Source organism: Micromonospora sp. CNB394, from assembly GCF_000374985.1.
Classification (GTDB): domain Bacteria; phylum Actinomycetota; class Actinomycetes; order Mycobacteriales; family Micromonosporaceae; genus Micromonospora; species Micromonospora marina.
Map to the genome: position 1 here is coordinate 1 of NZ_KB895864.1, position 20239 is coordinate 20239.

Sequence of the window (20239 nt, forward strand, 5' to 3'; positions counted from 1 at the left end):
TGCGTTACCGGCTACTACACGTCGCCGCCCGGATCACCCGCACCGCCCGCAGGACACGACTCGCCATCGCCGCCAACTGGCCCTGGGCCAACGCCCTGACCAGCGCATTCAACAAGCTCGCCGCACTACCCCGGCCCACCGGCTGACGTCGAGGCTCACGCTCCAACCCGCAACACGGAGGAACCCGGCCCAGCGCCGGGCCCTCAGCATGCCAACAAAGCGGCAAAACCAGCGCGAATCAACTTCATCGATAACAAGCTATGGATCCATGCTCAAGTGAAAGACCGAGGATAGTACGTGTGGGTGTCGGCGACGGTGAGGTCGTGCATCTGCTCGTCGCCCAGGGCTCCGGCAAGGTAGCGATATGACCGTTGCGAGTGGTTGGTGGGGGACACTCCGGATCATGGTGGTATAGAGACGGGCGCGGCCTTTCGATGATCATCCAGGTGTCGAGTCTGGGAAGATCAAAGAGGACCACGCCCGTTGGGATCATCATCGCTGATTGACGTGTTGGCCGTGCACGCGGATAGCCTGGACGAGCCGTTGCCGGTCGGGCGCCGGTCGAGCCTGGTCACGGCGTTGACGGCGGTGCCGGACCGGCGAGACCCTCGCGGTGTCGTGCATGCGTTGCCCGGAGTCCTGGCCACGGCCGTCGCGGCGGTGCTGACCGGTGCCCGCTCTGCGGCGGCGGTCGCGGAATGGGCCGCTGATGCGCCGCAGCAGGTCCTCGCTGAACTGGGCGTGTTCCGAGATCCGTTCACCGGGGTGTATCGGGCTCCGGACGAGTCCACGTTCCGGCGAGTCCTGGCTGGCGTCGACGCCGACGCCCTGGACGACACAGTCGGCCGGTGGGTCCTTGCATGCCGACCGGCGGCGGGCACCGGGCGACGGGTGTACAGCGTGGACGGCAAGACGTTACGCGGCAGCGGCACGGCCGGTGCCCAGGTGCATCTGCTCGCCGTGCTGGACCAGCACACCGGGACGGTCCTGGGCCAGGTCGACGTCGACGGCAAGACCAACGAGCTGACCCGCTTCCAGCCGCTGCTGCGCCCCCTCGACCTGACCGCGGTGGTCGTCACCGCCGACGCGCTACACACCCAGCGCGAGCATGCCCGCTGGCTGGTCGACGACAAGAACGCCGCCTACGTATCACCAGCTCAAGACTCTGCCCTGGGCGAAGATCCCGACCCAGGACGAGACCAGCACCCGCGGACACGGCCGCTACGACATCCGCCGCCTGCAAGCAGTCACCTGCACCGGGCCGCTCGCCCTGGACTTTCCCCACGCCGTGCAAGCACTACGGATCCGACGTCGACGGCTGAACCTGGCCACCGGCCGCTGGTCCACCGTCACCATCTACGCGATCACCAACCTGACCGCCGGCCAGGCCGGCCCCGCCGACCTGGCCGACTGGCTGCGCGGGCACTGGGCCATCGAAACTCTGCACCACATCCGCGACACCACCTACGCCGAGGACGCCAGTCGCCTCCGCGCCGGCAACGCACCCCGCGTCATGGCCACTCTGCGCAACACGGCGATCAGCCTGCTCCGGTTGACCGGCATCACCACCATCGCTGCAGCCCTACGCCACAACAGCCGAAACCCGTACCGGCCACTCCAACTACTCAGGCTCGCCTGAAGCGGTCATATAGCTACCTTGCCGGAGCCCTGGTCCTGACCCGGTGACGGGCTCAGACTTCCTTATTGTCGACCCAGCGACAAAACGGGTCCGTGGTGTCCTCGTCGCCCATCTCGGCGGGCTCCGCCACGATCTCCAGCCCGGTCGCCGGGGCGGTGACACCGAAGGTGCGGTGCAGCCAGTCCCGGTAGGGCGCATTGACGATCTCGTGGTCGGCGTCCCACGGCTCGGGCGGCGCGCTGAACTCCTCGTTCCAGCAGATCTCCCGGTAACCGATCGCCAGCAGCCGCAGAAAGTCGACCGCATCATCGGCGAGCACACACGTCATCATCGAGCCGCTGCCCGAACCGAGATGAACGATCCTCACCTGTCCCCGACCGTCGCGCCACAGCGCGGCCATCGAACCCTCGCCACCAGTCTGCGCGAACGGCCACAACCGCGCGGCCGCATCCGGGGCCGACTCGTCGAACCAGGACCGTGCGTACGACAGGGTCTGCTCGGCGGTGTAGCCACGCAACTCGATCGAGGTGCCCACCCAGCCGTTGTCGCTCAACGAGCCGTACAGATCCCCGTCGTGCCCTTTCACCACGAAACCCTGCTCGTCGACCCAGGCGAAGAGCAGGGTCAGCGGCTCCGGAAGGTCGAATCCGTCCGGCACCCGTGCCAGCGTCGTCTTGAGGAAGTCACCCACGCCCGGCAGCGTACGAGATCACCTCGCCCTCCCACAGTCCCAGCCGCACTGCACGGTCGCCGACGTGCAGGGTGCCACCGACCAACTGGCCGACCTCGTCGTGCTCCGGGTTCCAACCGCTCAGCACTCCCGCGATCACTGAGGCGAAGGGCTCCTCGCCGGAGGCGTCCCGCCCGACCCAGCGGCCACCGTCGTAGTCGTAGTCGTAGGCCGACCGCCAGCCCTCGTCACCCGGAGCCGTCGGCACGATCGTCATGGACCAGTCGCTGCGCCCGTCGAACAGCAGGCCACGGCCGTCGTCCACGACGAGGTGGACCGGCCCGGCGGTGAGATCGACCGGGTCACCGGGCCAGCGCCAGGCCAGCCGCGTGACCGCGGCCAGGCGGCAACCGATCAGCATGTCCATCAGAATGGTTTCGTCAGTTTCCTGCCTAGTAGTGACCGTTGGTGTCGTAGAACCGGCCTTGGCGCCGCAGCACCGGCGAAACCGCCATTTGAGCCGTACGGGCGGGGATCGTTGCCCCCCGCATCGTAGAGATGTCGCTGTTCACACAGCTCTACGAGGAGCCCGCAGCCAATCCGCCCTCGGTCCGCGATGTGTTCGATTCGTCGACCGCCACGACCGCGGGCGCGCCTCAGCACGAGTCAACGCACTGATCTGCCGCTGATCGGTCGTCGTCCCCGACGGCCACCTTGCTGATCAGCTCGTCAATCACAGGGCGAAGGTAGCCGCATCGATCACAAGACCCTGCGGCGGAGCAGGCAGAGAACGTCATCCTGCACAGGGCATGCGTGTAGCCGTCGCCGATCAGTCCCACCAGCTCCACCAGTTCTCGGGCGCGAGCTCGGCCGGCACCTCCGGTGATGAGTAGTGCTGCGCTACGCCAAGGTCGTCGCTTACAGCGCAGTTGCGGAACGGTCCATCGTCGCCGTAGAGGATGGGCATCTGATGATCGAGCTCTCGCAGCCAGGGGAGCATGCCGGTCATCTGCAGGCGGGCCTGTTCCCAGCCATACCAGAGGGCGCTCAGTCGGGTGACCGCTTCGTCGTGGCGCCACCACTGCTCGCACCAGTGCCAGCGGGACATGGCGACCTCGCCTACTGGGCGCGGGAAGGTCGGCAGCAGGTACGTGTTCACCCACTCCTCGACGGTGGAGTACAGCGGCGGCTGATCATCCCCATCACCGGCGCGGACGCGTTCGGTCTGGGCCTGCTGGAGATCGGCAACCTGCTTCGTCAGTCTCGCCACCCCAGCGGCAAGCTCATCGAGTTGGGTTGCCGCACCGTTAGGGTTCTGCTGGGACGTGGTGGTGATCATCGCACCCTGCCTCGCATCTGCACTTTGATCGCCGCCGCGGGTTGCTTGTCGGCAACCGCCGCGTTGACCTGGGCTACGCGAAGCTTGGGGAAGGCCTGCGTCCAAGAGGGAGTCGCGAGTACCTCAGCGTGATGGACTGAGGCAGTGGCGGCGGTATGGTCGGCGTTGTCGTCGTGGACCACGCTCGCCGTCTGCCCGGTCACGTGTTCGTCGACCGAGCTGCGGGGATCGTCCGGCATCCCGCCGTCTCGGACTCCCTCACCGCGCTCAGCGGCAGCTCTGCCGTGCAGGTCGCGGGCCAGGGCTTCCTCCACGTGACTCTGCGCGAGGCGGATGCCTTCGACGGGCCGTCCGTCGGCGTCGCCGGTCCTGATGGCCTGGCTCATCTCTGCCGCGAGGTCCCGGAGGAGCTGCACGGGTTCGCCGGCGGGGAGTTTGCCGGCGGCACGCCATTGGCGCTGTAGCTCGTCGAGGGCTTCGGGCCGTACGTGTTCCGCCAGCGTCATTGCCTCCTTCCGGACAGCGGCGTCGAAGTCGTCGACCTGCCCACGGCCACCCTGCGGCAGGGCGGCGGGTCCGTCGGGGGTGATTCCCTGCCGGTCGGGTGTGCCGCCATGGGCGCGAGCGCCGTGCTGCCGGCGGCCGGCGCGGGCGTCGTTCTCCCACACGTCCCGGGCGGCGGCGCGCATGGCCTCGGGGATAGCGCTGCCGGCTTGCCGGTGTCGTTCGTAGGCGGCTATCAGGTCGGGGCGGAACTGGCGTAGTCGTTGCTCGGCGAACTCCGCTGCCCGCCGGGCGACCGGGTCGGCGCTGGCGTGGATCGTCGCGGTCCGCCAGACGGCGGCGGCCTCGGCGAAGGTGGCCTTGTTGAGCAGCCAGTCGCCGTCGAGTGACGATGCCATCCGATCGCGGTCCACGCGTACCTTGGCTGCCAATCGGTCGGCTTCGCGACGGGCTGCCGCGGCGGCCTGGTCGCGGTGGGCTTGGCATTCGCGGTCGGCGGCCTTGTTCTGGATGCCGACGGCGGCCCAGCGGGCGCCGGCCTCGCCGACGGTTGCCATCGTGGCCAGCCCCTGCAAGAACTGCTGGCGGGTCTCGGCCATCGGGTCCTCGTGTTGCTGCGGGTGCGGCACGTGCACCTCCCTTGCCTGCTCAGCGGCCGCGCGCCATGCGTCGGCCGCCTCCCACTGTCGGTTCGGAGGCGGGCATGGCAGTGAGCGGCAGCGTTACCGCCGGTTGCCGGCCACCCGCTACCAGCCGCAGCGCACCAGCTGCGGCTCGCGCCGCCTCGGCCTGGTGGAGGCGCTGCTGTGCCGTGCGCAGCTGCTCGAGGGTGTCGGCGAGGCGGGCCAGGTCCATCACCAGCGCGAGTGCGGCGATGGCGTCGTCGTCTCCGGAAATGCGGCCCATCAGCGCTACCAGCCGCGACATGGCGCGCGTCTCCTGGCAGCGGCCGGTGTGCCGAGCGACCCGCCCGTACAGGTCGCGGGCCGCCCGATCGAAGACCTCGGCGGCCCGGTGCAGCGGCCCGCGCCGGTCACCCTCCATCGCGTACGCCAGGCTGGTGAGCAGATCTGCCGCGGCGACCGCGGTGGCCTGCACCCGGCCCGGTTCGGTGCGGGCGGCGTCGCGGATGTCGTCGGCGGCCGCGGTGGCGACCTTGGCGGCCTGGCGCATTGCCTCGACACGTTCGCTGCGGCCGACCGATGGTGCCGTCGGCTGCGGTGTCGGGGTACCCCAGCGCAGCCGCAGCTTGGGCAGGGTCATGTCGGGCGCCAGCCGGCCGCCGCCGAAGTACACCGGTTGTCCGCCGGCGGTCCGGGCGCCGGGAATCGCCACCGCGTACCCGGTGATCTGCTGGGCGTTGGTGCTGCTGCGTCGGAGTCGGACCAGCACCCCTGCCTCCCGGAGCAGGGTGAAGAACTCCTCCTCCGAGCCGGCTGCGGCCACCGCCCTGCGTACGCGCCGGCGCAGCTCGTCGCGGGGTGTCTGGGCGCGGCCGGTGCGGCGGGCCTTGCTGACCTCCACCGGGTGGGGACGGCGGTGGGCGGTCCGGTCCGCCGGCGGGATCCGGCGGTGCAGGTTGTAGCGGCGGGCGACGTGGTAGGTGGCCTTGACGCAGCGCGGGTAGTCGTTGCGCATCCAGTTGGTACGCCCGTCCTCGCGCACCAGCGTGGCAACGATGTGCACGTGGTCATCGGCATGCCGCATGGCGATCCACCGCAGGCCCGGATCAGCGGCGGTGGTGGCGACACCGACCTCAGTGAGCATCTGCACCGCCATGCCTGCCCACGTCGAGTCACTGATGGTGCGGTGCCGGTCCTCGGGCGCCAGCCGCATGCTGGCGTGCCAGACGAACTTGTTCGGCGGCCGGTAGCCCGCCCGGACCGGTTGCTCGAGTAGCGCAGTCAGCGCCCGGATGTCCCGCTTGCCGCGGGCGGTGACGTTCGGCTCCAGATCCGCCAGCGACCCCGCGCCGTCCCAGGCGGCCACCAGGTGGGGGTTGGCGTGCTCCTCCGCCTTACCCGGGCCCCACAGGTAGCGCAGCAGTCCGCCGACCCGCGAACCGCGTCGGTGCACGCGGGTGATCACCGCAGTCTCCGATGGACCAGGGAGATCACCTCGTCGAGCCGAGCCACCGCTGCGGCACAAAGGCGGACGGCGTCGGTGGTCCACTCCGGCAGCTGGCCGATGGCGTTAAGGGCCGCAGCGGCCTGGTTGACGTTGTTGCCAAACATCACCACGGCCCGGCGGGCGGCGAACAGCTCATGCTGCAGGCCTCGCAGGTCACCGATCGCGTCGCTGGCAGCCTGGCCGGCGGTCGCGGCGGCGACAACCGCCTTGGCTGCGTATCCCGTGGCGGTCAGGTCCGCAGCTGCGGCTGCCGCGTCGATCGCAGCCTTTTCCTCGTCCGACAGTCGGAGCAGCATCGCGTGCGGGCGGGCCGGTCGATGGTGGGCACGGTGCCGGGCCTTGCGGGGTGGGGCGGGCTGATCGTTGTCCATCGCCGCCACTGTGTGCCCTGGGCGCTGCCGGCAAGTGAGCGTCCAGGGCTACCAACGCCGGCTTGTCGGCGTACAAGGTCTCGCCACGTATGCCTGGGTGAGGTCCGTCCGTGTACCCACCGACGACGCTCGGGTATAGACCAGCTCGGGGCGCGGTCTGACGTCCTGGTCCGGGAAGGCCAAGCTGGCGCCTGCCCGACCTGCTGGCGTCGTTGCGGTCGCCGGCGGGCGCTGCGGTAGCCATTCGAGAGCAAGCCGACCCGCACCGCAGCCGCGCAGCGGCGAGGAGCGGAAGCGGCGCGGTAGCAGGGGTTATCCTGCGGCCTGCGCGCCTGTGCCGTCCATCAGGCCTGGGCGTAGGCGTGGGCCGGAGACTGGTCCCGTTCGTCCGCACCTACCTGGCCGCATGCAACCGGACGCCCAAGCGGGGCCGGCGCTGCGGGCGCGGAGCTGCCTCCATTGCCGATCTGCGACCGCGCCCGGTCGCAGATCGATAAGCAATGGCCATATCTTGCTCTCGGCAGAGCAATGGTTAGTCTCGAAGGCGCTCGCCACGACTAGGAACGGCGGAACGGCGTGACGGACCACTTGCAGGTGCCGGTTTGGACCCTGGCGACGGACCCCGAGAAGGTTTCGCGGGCAGCTGAGCTTCCTGTGGACCACAAGGGGATGACCCCGGAGCGGCTTGCCGGGCTGCGACAGGCGCTCGCCGCGTTTCTCGAAACGCCGCTGGTCACGGTGGAGGCGTATCCGCTCCCCGCAGAGGCCGACCTCCGAGGCGGAAGACTCCTCGACGCCGCTTCGCCTCTTGCCGTGCAGCTCCGGAACCTGTTGAAGGTGCCGGCGAACGCTTCCTCAGGGGCGGCCAGCGCCACCAAGTCGACCGAGACGCTGTACCGCATGGTGGTGCCGAAGTCGGTGGCAGCACAGCTCGGCGAAGGTCTAGTTCGGCCCATGCCTGCCAAGGGCATCGACAGCGGGATCCATGGTGCCATCCTGGGAAAGTCGGGAATCGTGAAGCAGGCTACCTTCGTCCCAGTGACAGCCGACGCGTCACGACCAGGCGTTACCGGGGCGATGAGCGGCACCGCAAAGGCGGCGACCGGCGCCGGCATGGTCACCGCCGCAGCAGCGTTCGTTCTGCTCGCCGTCGCCACCGCTGCCAGCGTGTATGCCGAGGAGCAACGCCGCAAGGCCATGGAGAGAGTCACCGAGCTTCTCGAGGATCTGACCGCCGGTGACCTCGACGCCGAGCGCGATCGCCTCAACGCGGCGACGGCCGCCGTCGAGAGAACTGCCGCGCTCCTGCTCGACAAGGGTGAGGCCGGGCATTCCCTTGGCCTGGACGCCGCGGTGCACACCGTCGACACTGCCATCGCCGCAGCCACCCGTAGGGCCAGCACATGGCGGGCGAAACTCGCTGCGTTCTCTTCTGATGGTGTAGAGATCGCTGACCTCATCAAGGCATTCCCCGGCATCGACCAGCCCAACGGCACCTTCCGCATCCAGCTCCGGCTCGCCTCGCTCGCGATCGCCACGAAACGACGTGTCGCAGTTCTTCAAGCTGTGGAGCACGCGCAGAAGTCTCCGGAGCTGAACTTCCGTCGCTTCACGACGATGCTGCAGGACGAGCAGCGAAGCGTGGACGAGCTACAGGACGAGATGCACGCACTCCTGGCCGGACTGGCGGAACTCCGGCTCCGCGCTCCTTCCAAGAGCTTCACGGACCGCCTTCTCACGCAAGGTGAGGTGAACAACCTGCTTGGCTGGCCGGGCCGCCTGCGCCAACTTGCGGCTGAGGAGTCCGTCGCCGTTTCGGAGCTTCCCGATGTCGAGATCGGACTCGTCGAGCGGGAGAACGGGAAGGTGCTGGTCCTGCCCGCAAGGGCGTTGCCGCGCGACCACGTCGCCTGAGGTCTCCCCGCACTGCGGTCGTGACGACGACACACGGCGAAATGGACCGGACGAACAGCTGACCGCCAGAATCGCTGATGGGGTGCTGTGACGGGAGGCCAACGCTTGCGGCATATGGCCCGATGCCGCTTCATCGTCCGCGGGTTGCCACCATGTCACGGCTGAGTTGGCCGAGTGGAGCGACAAGATGCTGGCGTCAGTCCTTGCTGCTCCTGTCAACGAGAGCCCACGAAGCCCGGCGACTACCGCTACTCGAGGTCGAGCAGCTTGAGGATTGCTGGGACCGGCACGAGGTACCGGCGCCCCACGCGCAGAACCCGCACCGGGAACTGGCCCGCCTTGGCCAACGCGTAGGCCTTTGTCCGCCCGATGCCCAAGACTGATCCCGCAGTCTCCACATCGGTAGTGGTTCCAAGCGCTCGCACGGCCTCCATGGTCCACACGTCCCTGCTGCCGGCCGGCTCCGCTCCACGTCCTACGGCGGTGGTAGTCGACATCGCCTTCTCCCTCCCCTGCCGTCATCGGCCCACCAGGTGCCTCCCGGTGTTGGGTAGGACCATGCGGTCCGGTAGTTGCCGGTCCGCTGCCAACCAGCAGCAGGCACGGCATCCAGAGAGAAGGCCCGCAGCGCGGCACTACAGCTCGCCGTGAAGCTCAGTTGGCTGACGGTGACCAGGTTGCAGCGTCTCCGAGCACCGCCTCCATCAGCTCCGCTGCCCGACGCTCGCTCTCCGGCAACACGTGGGTGTAGACCTCCCGCGTGGTCCGACTGTCGGCGTGACCGAGCCGCCGCTGCATCACGTGCTCGGGAACGCCAGCGTCAGCACCGGTGGTAGCGGAGGTGTGCCGCGCATCGTGCAAGGCGATCACCGGAACGCCGGCGTCAACGCACGCCTTCGCCCACTGGTCGGTGAAGTACTTGGGGTAGTACGGCTCCCCGTCCTCTCGGCAGAACAGGTAACCGCCGTCGTGGTAGAGGACGCCGGCGTCGGCCTTTTCCACCGCCTGGCGCGTCTGGTGGGCGAGCAGCTCCGCTACAAGGGCCGGTCCGAGCGCCACCGCCCGCTTGCTCTTGCCCTTGGGCGCCTTCTCCACCACCCCGTTGCTGGTCGTGGTGCGTTGCCAGTGCAGCAGCAGGACACCCCGGTCGAGGTCGACCCGCGGCCACTTCAGACCGGCCAGTTCCCCTCGCCGGGCACCGACCACGATTGCCAGCACCCACGCAGCACGCAGCCGGTGGTCGGCGTGGTGCTTCAGGAACTTCGCCGACTGCGTCGGCGTCCAGACGCCCTTACGCCCCATCGTCTCCCGCTCGGCCTGCCGGGGTTGCCGTACACCGTCGACGTTGACCCCAAGGTCACCCAGTGCCTTCATCAGGATCCGGTGCACGATGCGGACGGTGGTCGGCGACAGCGGCGTACCGTTCTTGCCGCCACTCTTCAGCAGCTTCTTGTAGAGGTCGTGGATGACCCGCTTGTCGAGTGCATAGAGCTGCCGGCCGCCGATGTGCGGCACCACGTAGCAACGAATGACGTCCCGGTAGTTGCTGAGCGTTGTCTCCTGGACGTCCAACTCGCGCTCGTTGAGCCAGCTCTCCAACTCCGCGGCGACGCTGCCGTCCGCTCCGAGATCCGCTCCGCCGTACGCGGCGCGCGCTTCGTCCTCCGCCTTCAACGCTGCGGCCTGGTTGGCGAACCCCTGCCGCTTGTGCTGGCGACGGCGCCCGTTCGCGTCGGGCGGAAGGTCGATGATGAAGAACCAGCCGGCTTGGCCGTTGGCGAGGCGGTAGCTGTAGACAGCCATGCGGCTGCACCTCCGCAGTAACGGGATCGAGGGATGCAGCCCACGTTCAGCGATCTCCGTTACCGCCAGCGTTACCGCAAGATCACACATGATCTTCTATATCCGCTGGTGAATACCAGTCGGGACGGCCGGATTCGAACCGACGACCCCTTGACCCCCAGTCAAGTGCGCTACCAAGCTGCGCCACGTCCCGATGCCCCCGCCAGGTCTCCCCCGCGGCAGCCGATACAGCTTAGCGCAGGATCTTCGCACCGTGCGCAGAGGCCCCTCCCGCGCCGCGCGCCACATCCCCTAGAGCGTCCTAGGAGGGTGGCGTGCGGCAGGGAGCGGGTCAGCCGTGGGCCTTGCCCCGGCCGCCGGGGCCCAGCTTCTTGCGCGGGCGTACCGAGATCTCGATCGGGCTGCCCTCGAAGCCGAACTCCTCGCGGAGCTTGCGCTCGACGAAGCGCTGGTAGCCGGCGTCCAGCGGGCCGGTGGTGAACAGCACGAAGCGCGGCGGTGCCGCCCCGGCCTGGGTGGCGAACAGGATGCGCGGCGCGCGTCCGCCGCGTACCGGGTGCGGGGTGGCCTGGACCAGCGCGGTGAGCCACTGGTTGAGCTGCGCGGTGGGGATGCGCGTCTCCCAGCTGGCCAGGGCCTTGCGCAGCGCGGGCGCTAGCTTGTCGACGGCGCGGCCGGTCTTCGCGGACAGGTTCAGCCGGATCGCCCAGGGGATGCGCCGCAGCTCCCGGTCGATCTCCTTGTCCAGGTAGTAGCGGCGGTCGCCGTCGACCAGGTCCCACTTGTTGAACGCGATGACCAGCGCCCGGCCGGACTCGACGACCATGGTGAGGATCCGCTGGTCCTGCTCGCTGATCACCTCGCTGGAGTCGATCAGCACCACGGCGACCTCGGCCGCCTCGATCGCCGAGGCGGTACGGAGGCTGGCGTAGTACTCGGTGCCGCTGGCCTTGCCGACCCGCTTGCGCAGACCGGCGGTGTCGACCAGTTGCCACGTCTCGCCGCCGATCTCGACCAGGCTGTCGACCGGGTCCACAGTGGTGCCCGCGACCGAGTCGACCACCGCCCGTTCCTCGCCGGAGAAGCGGTTGAGCAGGCTGGACTTGCCCACGTTGGGGCGGCCCACGAGCGCCACCCGGCGCGGGCCGCGCGGCCGGTTCTCCACGATCTTCGGCGCCTCGGGCAGCGCGTCCAGGATCGCGTCGAGCAGGTCGCCGGAGCCGCGGCCGTGCAGCGCCGAGACCGGGAACGGCTCACCGAGGCCGAGCGACCACAGCGAGGTCGCCTCCATCTCGATGGTGGTGTTGTCGGCCTTGTTGGCGACCAGGATCACCGGCTTGGCGCTGCGGCGCAGCATCTTCACCGCGGCCTCGTCCACGTCGGTCGAGCCGACCATGGCGTCCACCACGAACAGCACCACGTCGGCGGTGACCACCGCCGTCTCGGCCTGCGCGGCGATGGCCGCGGCCCGGTCCTTGGCGTCGGGCTCCCAGCCGCCGGTGTCCACCACTGTGAACGCCCGGCCGTTCCACTGCGCGTCGTAGGGCACCCGGTCCCGGGTCACGCCGGGGATGTCCTCCACGACCGCCTGCCGGCGGCCGATAATGCGGTTGACGAGCGTGGACTTGCCGACGTTGGGACGGCCTACCACTGCTACGACGGGCTGTGGGCCGGTCGGCTCACCGGAGTCGGCCTCCGGCTCACGCAACTCCACCCAGCCTCCGAAATCCTCGCTCACGCGGCACCGCCCTTCGTTCGCGACTGCGGGGCCCGCACAACCCGCTCACTCCTCGCGCTCACGCGATGCCGCCCTTCGTTCGCGACTGCGGGGCTCGCACAACCCGCTCACTCCTCGCGCTCACGCGATGCCGCCCTTCGTTCGCGACTGCGGGGCTCGCACAACCCGCTCACTCCTCGCGCTCACGCGACACCCCGCTCGGTGAGCATCTCGCGCAGCCGGGCCACTACCTCGTCGATGCCCAGCTCGGTGGTGTCCAGCACGATCGCGTCGGGGGCCTGCTGGAGCGGGTTGACCTTGCGGGTCGAGTCGAGCCGGTCCCGGCGGGACAGGTCGGCGGCGGTCGCCGCGACGTCGGCGGCGTCCTCGGCGCTGCGCCGCTGCGCGCGCGCCGCCTCGGAGGCGGTCAGGTAGACCTTCAGGTCCGCGTCGGGCGCGACCACCGAGCCGATGTCCCGGCCTTCGACCACGATCCGGCCCGCGTCGGCGATCACCCGCCGCTGCCGGTCGACGAGCAGTTCGCGTACGGCGGCGACGGCGGCGACCGCGGACACCGCTCCGGTCACCTCGGCGCCGCGGATGGCGGTGGACACGTCGGTGCCGTCGACTGTCACGGCGTACCCCTGGGGGTCGGTGCCGATGCGCAGGTCGGCCTCGGCGGCGACCTTCGCGACCGACTCGGCGTCGGTGAGTTCCACGCCGGAGCGCAGGACCGCCCAGGTCAGCGCCCGGTACATGGCGCCGGTATCGAGGTAGCGGGCGCCGAGGCCGGTCGCCAGTCGCCGCGACACGGTGGACTTCCCCGAACCGGACGGCCCGTCCACAGCGACCACGCATCGCCCGGCCCGTACGTTTTCCTCCACCGTTGTCCTCCTCAGCCCGTACCTCGCGGGTCGCCCTTTTCGTCAGGCGCCGTTGAGCGGATGGTTCTGTCGTCAATCATGCCCGCGCCGCGCGGGCGTCCCGCCAGCTGGCGTGTGCCGGCCGCGGACCGCGTCGAAGCCTACCGGGAGCCGTACCCGGATCGGCGGGTCAGTCACCCACCGCCTTGAACAGGGCGGCGACCTCCGCGTTGGTGAGCCGCCGCAGCCGCCCGGTGCGCAGGTCGCCGAGCTTGATCGGACCGATCGAGGTACGGACCAGACGGGACACCGGGTGTCCCACCTCGGCCATCAGGCGCCGGACGATGTGTTTGCGCCCCTCGTGCAGGGTCAGTTCCACCTGGGCGGTCTTGCCGAGTGTGTCGACCAGCTTGAACCCGTCGACCTTCACCGGCCCGTCCTCCAGCTCGACGCCGGTGGTCAGCCGCTTGGCGAGGTTGCGCGGGATCGGCCCGGCCACCTCGGCGAGGTAGGTCTTGAGAACCTCGTACGACGGGTGCATGAGCTTGTGGGCGAGGGTGCCGTCGTTTGTGAGCAGGAGCAGGCCCTCGCTGTCGGCGTCCAGCCGCCCGACGTGGTAGACCCGCTGCTCCAGCCGCGCGCCGATGAAGTCGGCGAGTTCGGTGCGGCCCTTCTCGTCGGCCATGGTGGTGACCACGCCGCGCGGCTTGTTCATCGCCACGTAGACCAGGCGGACGTCGGCCTGGAGCCGTTCGCCGTCGACGACGATCACGTCGCGGGCCGGGTCGGCCTTGTCGCCGAGCTGCGCCACCCGCCCGTTCACTGTGACCCGGCGCCGGAAGATCAGGTCTTCGCAGGCGCGCCGGGAACCCACCCCCGCGGCGGCGAGCACCTTCTGGAGGCGCTCGGCGCCCTCGTACACGGGGGCGTCGGGCTTCGGGGCACGGTCATCGCGTCGCATCGGCAAGCTCTTCTACGTCGTCGGGGAGGAACGGGGCGAGCGGCGGCAGGTCGTCCACCGAGTTGAGCCCCAGCTTCTCCAGGAACATGGTGGTGGTCCGGTAGAGGTAGGCCCCGCTGTCCGCTTCGGTGCCGCACTCCTCGACCAGGCCGCGACCCACCAGGGTACGGAGCACCCCGTCGCAGTTGACACCCCGGATGGCCGAGATGCGGGAACGGGTCACCGGCTGCCGGTAGGCGACCACGGCGAGCGTCTCCAGCGCGGCCTGGGTCAGTCGTACGGACTGCCCGTCCAGCACGAACCGTTCCACGTACGTCGCGTATTCCGGCCGCGTGTAGAGACGCCAGCCACCCGCGGCCCGGCGCAGTTCGAATCCGTGTCCGGCGGCGGTGTATCCGGCGGCGATCTCGTCGAGCATCGCGCCGACCCGTTCCGGGGCCTGTTCGAGGACCTCGGCCAGGACCAGTTCGCTGACCGGCTGGTCGACCACGAGCAGGATCGCCTCCAGGGCGCCGCGCAGCTCCGCGTGGTCGAGGACGGGCGCGGGCGCCGGTTCCGGCACCGCCCGCCGCCGTCCCCGCCCAGGGGGTACGCCGCCCGTTGCCGCTTCCCCGCTCCCCTGATCCGCCGGGTTCCGCCCGGACGTGCCGACGTCCGACCCGCTCTCTCCCGAGATCTTGGTGGGGTCCCACCCCTCGGGGGGCGCCCCCGTACCAAGATCCGGCCCGGTTGTGGCGATCTTGGAAGGGATCGGCCCCGCCGGGTCCGGCTGCTCGGCGGTGGCGCCGGAGTCGTCCGGGGCGGGCTTGCGCGGGGCGGGACGCTCCCATGGGGGCACCCAGGCGGCGGCCTGGTCGGCCAGGGAGTCGCGGCGTTCCTGGTCGCTCATCCGTTCACTCCTGCGTCGGTGCGGGTTCGTCGGCCGCGTCGGCCGGCGCGGCGGGGACGGACGTGGTGGTGGGTTCGGGGCTGCCGGCGTACTCGTCGACCGTCAGCTCGGCCCCGCCGTCAGCCGGGCCGGTCCAGCGGACGGTCAGCTCCTCCAGCGCCTGTTCCTGCACGAACGCGACGAGGCCCTGCCGGTACAGCTCCAGCAGCGCCAGGAACCGGGCCACCACCTCGAGCGTCATCTCGCAGTCGGCGCAGAGCAGCGAGAACGTGGCGACCCCGGCGCGGCGCAGCCGGTCGGCGATGATGCCGGCGTGTTCCCGGACGCTGACCCGGACCATGTGCACGTGCGCGATGGAGACCTCGGGCACCGGTCTCGGGCTCATCGCCTTCACCGCGAGCTTGCGCAGCCGCTCCGGACCGATGCCGAGCACCAGGTCGGGCAGCGCCTCGGCGTACCGCGGTTCGAGGGTCACCGCCCGCGGGTAGCGCCGGCCGCCGACCGCCTCCAGCTCGGCGATGTGCGCGGCGGCCTCCTTGTACGCCTTGTACTGCAACAGCCGGGCGAACAGCAGGTCACGCGCCTCCAGCAGCGCCAGGTCCGCCTCGTCCTCGACCTCGGCCGAGGGCAGCAGCCGGGCCGCCTTCAGGTCGAGCAGCGTGGCGGCCACCAGCAGGAACTCGCTCGTCTCGTCCAGGTCCCACTGGTCGCCCATGGCGCGCAGGTACGCGATGAACTCGTCGGTGACCTTGTGCAGGGCGACCTCGGTGACGTCCAGCTTGTGCTTGCTGATGAGCTGGAGCAGCAGGTCGAACGGGCCGGCGAAGTTGTCCAGCCGGACCGTGAAGCCGCTGGTCTCCGAGGTGGCGGGCACCGCGCCGTCGACCTCGACGGCGGCGGCGGGGTCGCCGGGGCCGTGCGGCGGGTCGAGGGGCGGTGCGGTCACCGGGAAACCGTAGACGACGCGGCGGGCGGCCGGCGTGCGCCCTACCGGTCCGTCTGGGCGGCGATGACCTCCCGCGCGAGCTGCCGGTAGTTGCGCGCGCCGGAGGAGGCCGGGTCGAGGGTGGTGATCGGCGCACCGGCCACCGTGGACTCCGGGAACTTCACCGTCTTGGTGATGACGGTCTGGTAGACCTTGTCGCCGAACGCCTCGACCACCCGCTGCAGCACCTGGCGGCAGTGGGTGGTGCGGCTGTCGTACATGGTGGCGAGGATGCCTTCGAGTTCCAGGTCGAAGTTGAGCCGCTCGCGCACCTTGTCGATGGTGTCCAGCAGCAGCGCCACACCGCGCAGGCTGAAGAACTCGCACTCCAGCGGGATGAGCACGCCGTGCGCGACGGTGAGCGCGTTGATCGCCAGCAGGCCCAGCGAGGGCTGGCAGTCGATCAGGATGAAGTCGTACTCCTTGCGGATGCTGCGCAGCACCCGCGCCAGTGCCATCTCGCGGGCGACCTCGTTCACCAGCTGGATCTCGGCGGCGGAGAGGTCGATGTTCGCGGGCAGCAGGTGCAGCCCGGCCACGTCGGTCTTGATCAGGACGTCCTCGGCGGTGACGTCGTCCTGCATCAGCAGGTTGTAGACCGACAGGTCCAGGTTGTGCGGGTTGACGCCCAGCCCGACGGAGAGGGCGCCCTGCGGGTCGAAGTCGACGAGCAGCACCTTGCGGCCGTACTCGGCCAGGGCGGCACCCAGGTTGATGGTCGTCGTGGTCTTGCCGACGCCGCCCTTCTGGTTGGCCATCGCGATGATCCGCGCCGGGCCGTGCCGGTCGGTCGGCATGGGTTCGGGGATCGGCTTGCGCATGGTGTAGGCGGCCGGGTCGGCGGGGCCGAGATCGGCGCCGAGCGTCGCCTGCTGCTCACGGAGCTCCGACGTCCAGGTCTCGGCACGGTCACCGTTTCCTGCCATGTCCTCGTTGCCCCCTCCCGACGACCACCTGGCGTCGGAGCCGTCCGACGTCCCTCGCGGCGCCGCTGCGCACCTCCGGTCCGTCGCACCTGGAGGCCCGCGCCGATGCCGACTGTACGCCACCGGCCAGCAGCGCGTTCGGTAGCGGGTCGGCGTGTCGGCCGCCCGTCAGGCCGGGATCACCACGCCGGCTCTCAGCGGGCCCGGGGGTGGGCGGTGGCGTACACCTCGCGCAGCCGTTCCACTGTCACCAGCGTGTAGACCTGGGTGGTGGTCACCGAGGCGTGGCCGAGAAGTTCCTGCACCACGCGTACGTCCGCGCCACCGTCGAGCAGGTGCGTGGCGTACGAGTGACGCAGCGTGTGCGGCGAGACCGCGTCGGGCCCGTCCACCGGCAGGCCGGCGCGGGCGGCGGCGGTGCGCAGCACGGCCCAGGCGCCCTGCCGGGTGAGCGGGCCGCCGCGGGCGTTGACGAACACCGCGTGGGTGCCGCGCCCGGCGGCGAGCAGCGCCGGGCGGCCCCGGACCAGCCAGGCGCGCAGCGCGCCGGCCGCGTACCCGCCGACCGGGACCAGCCGGGTCCGGCCGCCCTTGCCGCGCAGCAGCACGGTGCCGGCGTCCAGGTCGAGGTCGTCGACCGCCGCGCCGACCGCCTCGGAGATGCGCGCGCCGGTGCCGTACAGGAACTCCAGCAGCGCCCGGTCGCGCAGCGCGCGGGCCGCGGCGTCGCCGGTGGCACCGGGCAGATCGGCGGCCTCCAGCAGCCGCAGGACCGCGTCCACGGGCAGCGCGCGGGGCAGCCGGCGCGGCGGCGCGGGCGGGCGGACGTCGCGGCTGGGGTCGGCGCCGGCGAGTCCCTCACGTAGCGCGAAGCGGTGCAGACCGCGGACCGCGCTGGCGGCGCGGGCGGCGGAGGAGACGGCCAGCGGCGGGTGGTCGTCGTCGCCCGCGCGCAGCCGGACCAGGTGGGCCTCGACCTGCGCGGGCCCGGCGGCGGCCAGGTCGTCCACCCCGGCCGCGGCGAGCGTGGCGAGGTAGCGGTCCAGGTCCCGGCGGTACGACGCGAGCGTGTTCGCGGACAGCCCGCGCTCGACGGTGAGGTGGTCCAGGTAGGTCCGGACCGCACGGCGCAGGGCCGGCGCGGGTTCCGCGCCGGCCCTGCGCACGGCGGCTTCGGTCAGCTCAGCACCTCGTCCAGCGGCAGCACGTCCATGCCGTGCGCCTCGGCGACCGGGCCGTAGACGACCTTCCCGGCGTGGGTGTTCAGGCCCAGGGCCAGCGCCGGGTCGTTGCGCAGCGCCTGCTGCCAGCCCTGGTTCGCGAGTTCGAGGGCGTACGGCAGGGTGACGTTCGTCAGCGCGTAGGTGCTGGTGTTCGGCACCGCGCCGGGCATGTTCGCCACGCAGTAGAAGATCGAGTCGTGCACCTTGTAGACCGGGTCGGCGTGCGTGGTCGGGCGCGAGTCCTCGAAGCAGCCGCCCTGGTCGATGGCGATGTCGACGAGCACGCTGCCGGGCTTCATCCGGGAGACCAGCTCGTTGGAGATGAGCTTCGGGGCCTTCGCGCCGGGCACCAGCACCGCGCCGATGACCAGGTCCGCGTCGAGCACGGCCCGCTCGATCTCGTACGCGTTGGAGGCGACGGTCTGCAGGTGGCCCCGGTAGATGGCGTCGGCGGAGCGCAGCCGGGCCACGTTCTTGTCCAGCAGCAGCACCTCGGACTGCAGGCCCAGCGCGATGGCGGCGGCGTTCAGGCCGGACACGCCCGCGCCGATGACCACGGTCTTGGCCGCGTACACGCCGGAGACGCCGCCGGGCAGCACGCCGCGCCCGCCGCCGGTGCGCATCATGTAGAAGGCGCCCACCTGCGGGGCGAGGCGGCCGGCCACCTCGGACATCGGGGCGAGCAGCGGCAGCGAGCGGTCGGGCAGCTCGACCGTCTCGTACGCGATGCCGGTGACCTTCCGGTCGACAAGCGCGTCGGTGCACTCGCGGGACGCGGCCAGGTGCAGGTACGTGAACAGCACCTGTCCCTCGCGCATCCGGTGGTACTCCTCGGCGATCGGCTCCTTGACCTTGAGCACCAGCTCGGCGGTGTCCCACACCTCGTCGGCGGTGGCCAGGATCTTCGCGCCGGCGGCGGCGAACTCGTCGTCGGTGATGCTGGAGCCGACGCCGGCGCCGGCCTCCACGAAGACCTCGTGGCCGTGGCGGGTGAACTCGTTGACGCCGGCGGGCGTGATCGCCACCCGGTACTCGTGGTTCTTGACCTCGCGGGGGATTCCGACCTTCACGATGCAGACACCTTCCTCCGGGGCGGCTCACCCCCGACTGCGTGGCCGTGCCGGCTCCGTTGCCGGCGCGGTCCTCCTGTCCCGCCGGCGGCAGTCTAGGCCCGCGGGAAGCCCACGGACGGCGACACTGTGACATCCGGTACCCGCTGGTCCTGACGGTGTGTCAGGCATGCCGTGGACTGCCCGGTGGAGACGCCCTCCGCCGACAGGACAAAGTTCGGTGACATCTTCCCACCGGGCGAGCGGCGAGACCGACAGGACGTGAAGCGATCACTATTGTGTCCGCCCATGACCACTCCTTATCAGCAGTACCCGCAGGGCGTCTCGGACAAGAGCAAGGTCGTCGCGGGTGTTCTCGGCATTGTGCTCGGGTTCTTCGGCGCCGGGCGGTTCTACATGGGCGACACCAAGACCGGCGTCCTCCAGCTCGTGGTGAGCGTCGTGACCTGCGGCTTCGGCGCGCTCTGGGGCACCATCGACGGCATCCTGATCCTCGTCAACGGTGGCGTCGACGGGCAGGGCCGGCCGCTGCGGGACTGAGCGCCGGCACACGGAAGGGGCCGTGCGGTGCGTCGCACCGCACGGCCCCTTCGTCGTCCGCGCCGGATCAGCGCGGCAGCGGCGCCTCCGGGCGGCGCAGCTCGGTGAAGCCGGTGTCCCGGGCGCGGGCGGCGGCGAGCAGCCCGGCCACGCAGGACGCGTTGGTGATCTCGCCGGCCAGCACCATCCGCACCGCCTCGTCCAGGTCCACACGGACCACCTGGAGGTCGGCCTCCTCGTCGCGCCGGTCGTGCCGCTGCCCGGCCGGCACCTCGGCCAGGTCGCGGGCCAGGAACACCCGGACCACCTCGTCGGCGAAGCCGGGCGAGCTGTGCAGGTCGACGAGCACGTCGACGCGCCCGGCGGTCAGGTCCGCCTCCTCGGCCAGCTCCCGCAGCGCGGCGGCGGCCAGGTCCTCGCCGCCGACGTCCATCAGCCCGGCGGGCAGCTCCCACAGGTGCCGGCCGACCGGGTGCCGGTACTGGCGGATCAGCACCACCTGACCGGCGTCGTCGAGCGCCACCACGGCGACCGCGCCGACGTGCCGAACGTAGTCGCGGGTCGCGCTGCCGCCGCCGGGCATGGTGACGTCGTCGCTGACCACGGAGAAGATCCGGCCGGACCAGATCTCCCGGCGGCCGGTCACCTCGTACCGGTGCTCGACGCCGCTCACGCCGCCTCCCCGCGCGCCCGCG

20 protein-coding genes and 1 tRNA gene are annotated in these 20239 nt (G+C 70.7%); 4 read left to right on the forward strand and 17 right to left on the reverse strand.

The window, feature by feature from the left end; all coding sequences use genetic code 11:
- On the forward strand, positions 1–146 hold a 146-nt coding region (locus tag C569_RS33430), incomplete at its 5' end, for a transposase (RefSeq protein ID WP_196806791.1).
- A gap of 472 nt (positions 147–618) precedes the next feature.
- Positions 619–1686: an ISAs1 family transposase gene (locus C569_RS32715; protein ID WP_231394906.1), complete on the forward strand. Its 1068-nt coding sequence runs from the start codon at positions 619–621 to the stop codon at positions 1684–1686.
- 5 nt (positions 1687–1691) lie between these two features.
- Here C569_RS32715 and C569_RS0126780 read toward each other — a convergent pair whose 3' ends face one another.
- The 6 genes from C569_RS0126780 to C569_RS0126805 all read right to left on the reverse strand — a co-directional run bounded on the left by C569_RS0126780 (position 1692) and on the right by C569_RS0126805 (position 6653).
- On the reverse strand, positions 1692–2330 hold the full coding sequence (locus C569_RS0126780) for a hypothetical protein (protein ID WP_018788808.1): 639 nt from the start codon (positions 2328–2330) through the stop codon (positions 1692–1694).
- Positions 2323–2736: a hypothetical protein gene (locus C569_RS0126785; RefSeq protein WP_018788809.1), complete on the reverse strand. Its 414-nt coding sequence runs from the start codon at positions 2734–2736 to the stop codon at positions 2323–2325. The genes C569_RS0126780 and C569_RS0126785 overlap by 8 nt, the downstream gene beginning before the upstream one ends.
- 402 nt (positions 2737–3138) lie before the next feature.
- Complete coding sequence (locus C569_RS0126790) at positions 3139–3648, reverse strand: DUF4913 domain-containing protein (protein ID WP_018788810.1); 510 nt, start codon at positions 3646–3648, stop codon at positions 3139–3141.
- Positions 3645–4781 carry a hypothetical protein gene (locus tag C569_RS0126795; RefSeq protein ID WP_155945625.1) on the reverse strand — a complete coding sequence of 379 codons (1137 nt, stop codon included), beginning with the start codon at positions 4779–4781 and terminating at the stop codon, positions 3645–3647. Before C569_RS0126795 ends, C569_RS0126790 begins: the two co-directional genes overlap by 4 nt.
- A gap of 19 nt (positions 4782–4800) precedes the next feature.
- Positions 4801–6240 (reverse strand): hypothetical protein, encoded by a 1440-nt coding sequence (locus C569_RS0126800; protein ID WP_018788812.1) that lies wholly within the window; start codon positions 6238–6240, stop codon positions 4801–4803.
- Entirely contained in the window at positions 6237–6653 is a 417-nt protein-coding gene (locus C569_RS0126805; RefSeq protein ID WP_026268691.1) for a hypothetical protein, read from the reverse strand. The genes C569_RS0126800 and C569_RS0126805 overlap by 4 nt, the downstream gene beginning before the upstream one ends.
- 576 nt (positions 6654–7229) lie before the next feature.
- On the opposite strand from C569_RS0126805, the gene C569_RS0126810 reads away from it, so the two are divergent.
- The gene (locus C569_RS0126810; RefSeq protein WP_018788814.1) at positions 7230–8567 is read left to right on the forward strand and encodes a hypothetical protein; all 1338 of its coding nucleotides are present in this window, start codon (positions 7230–7232) and stop codon (positions 8565–8567) included.
- A 654-nt stretch (positions 8568–9221) separates the two neighbouring features.
- Here C569_RS0126810 and C569_RS0126820 read toward each other — a convergent pair.
- From C569_RS0126820 to ald, 10 genes are all read right to left on the reverse strand, one after another.
- Positions 9222–10460, reverse strand: coding sequence for a tyrosine-type recombinase/integrase (locus C569_RS0126820; protein WP_231394905.1), 1239 nt, complete (start codon positions 10458–10460; stop codon positions 9222–9224).
- 29 nt (positions 10461–10489) lie between these two features.
- Positions 10490–10563, reverse strand: a tRNA-Pro gene (locus tag C569_RS0126825).
- A 138-nt stretch (positions 10564–10701) separates the two neighbouring features.
- Positions 10702–12108, reverse strand: a complete 1407-nt coding sequence (gene der / locus C569_RS0126830) for a ribosome biogenesis GTPase Der (RefSeq protein ID WP_026268692.1) — start codon at positions 12106–12108, stop codon at positions 10702–10704.
- 182 nt (positions 12109–12290) lie between these two features.
- A complete protein-coding gene (cmk, locus tag C569_RS0126835; protein WP_026268693.1) occupies positions 12291–12971 on the reverse strand; it encodes a (d)CMP kinase in 681 nt (226 codons plus the stop codon).
- 169 nt (positions 12972–13140) lie between these two features.
- Complete coding sequence (locus C569_RS0126840) at positions 13141–13911, reverse strand: pseudouridine synthase (protein WP_026268694.1); 771 nt, start codon at positions 13909–13911, stop codon at positions 13141–13143.
- Positions 13898–14800 (reverse strand): SMC-Scp complex subunit ScpB, encoded by a 903-nt coding sequence (scpB, locus tag C569_RS32720; RefSeq protein WP_026268695.1) that lies wholly within the window; start codon positions 14798–14800, stop codon positions 13898–13900. Before scpB ends, C569_RS0126840 begins: the two co-directional genes overlap by 14 nt.
- A gap of 4 nt (positions 14801–14804) precedes the next feature.
- Entirely contained in the window at positions 14805–15746 is a 942-nt protein-coding gene (locus C569_RS0126850; protein WP_018788821.1) for a ScpA family protein, read from the reverse strand.
- 41 nt (positions 15747–15787) lie between these two features.
- Positions 15788–16711 carry a ParA family protein gene (locus C569_RS0126855; RefSeq protein ID WP_018788822.1) on the reverse strand — a complete coding sequence of 308 codons (924 nt, stop codon included), beginning with the start codon at positions 16709–16711 and terminating at the stop codon, positions 15788–15790.
- Positions 16712–16905: 194 nt separating this feature from the next.
- Positions 16906–17877 carry a site-specific tyrosine recombinase XerD gene (locus tag C569_RS0126860; RefSeq protein WP_018788823.1) on the reverse strand — a complete coding sequence of 324 codons (972 nt, stop codon included), beginning with the start codon at positions 17875–17877 and terminating at the stop codon, positions 16906–16908.
- 11 nt (positions 17878–17888) lie between these two features.
- Complete coding sequence (ald, locus tag C569_RS0126865) at positions 17889–19004, reverse strand: alanine dehydrogenase (protein WP_018788824.1); 1116 nt, start codon at positions 19002–19004, stop codon at positions 17889–17891.
- A 288-nt stretch (positions 19005–19292) separates the two neighbouring features.
- Between ald and C569_RS31150 the strand changes: the two genes are divergently transcribed.
- Positions 19293–19544 (forward strand): TM2 domain-containing protein, encoded by a 252-nt coding sequence (locus C569_RS31150; RefSeq protein WP_018788825.1) that lies wholly within the window; start codon positions 19293–19295, stop codon positions 19542–19544.
- Positions 19545–19611: 67 nt separating this feature from the next.
- Here the strand turns inward: C569_RS31150 and C569_RS0126875 are convergent, their stop codons facing one another.
- On the reverse strand, positions 19612–20217 hold the full coding sequence (locus tag C569_RS0126875; protein ID WP_018788826.1) for an NUDIX domain-containing protein: 606 nt from the start codon (positions 20215–20217) through the stop codon (positions 19612–19614).
- Positions 20218–20239: the final 22 nt, after the last annotated feature.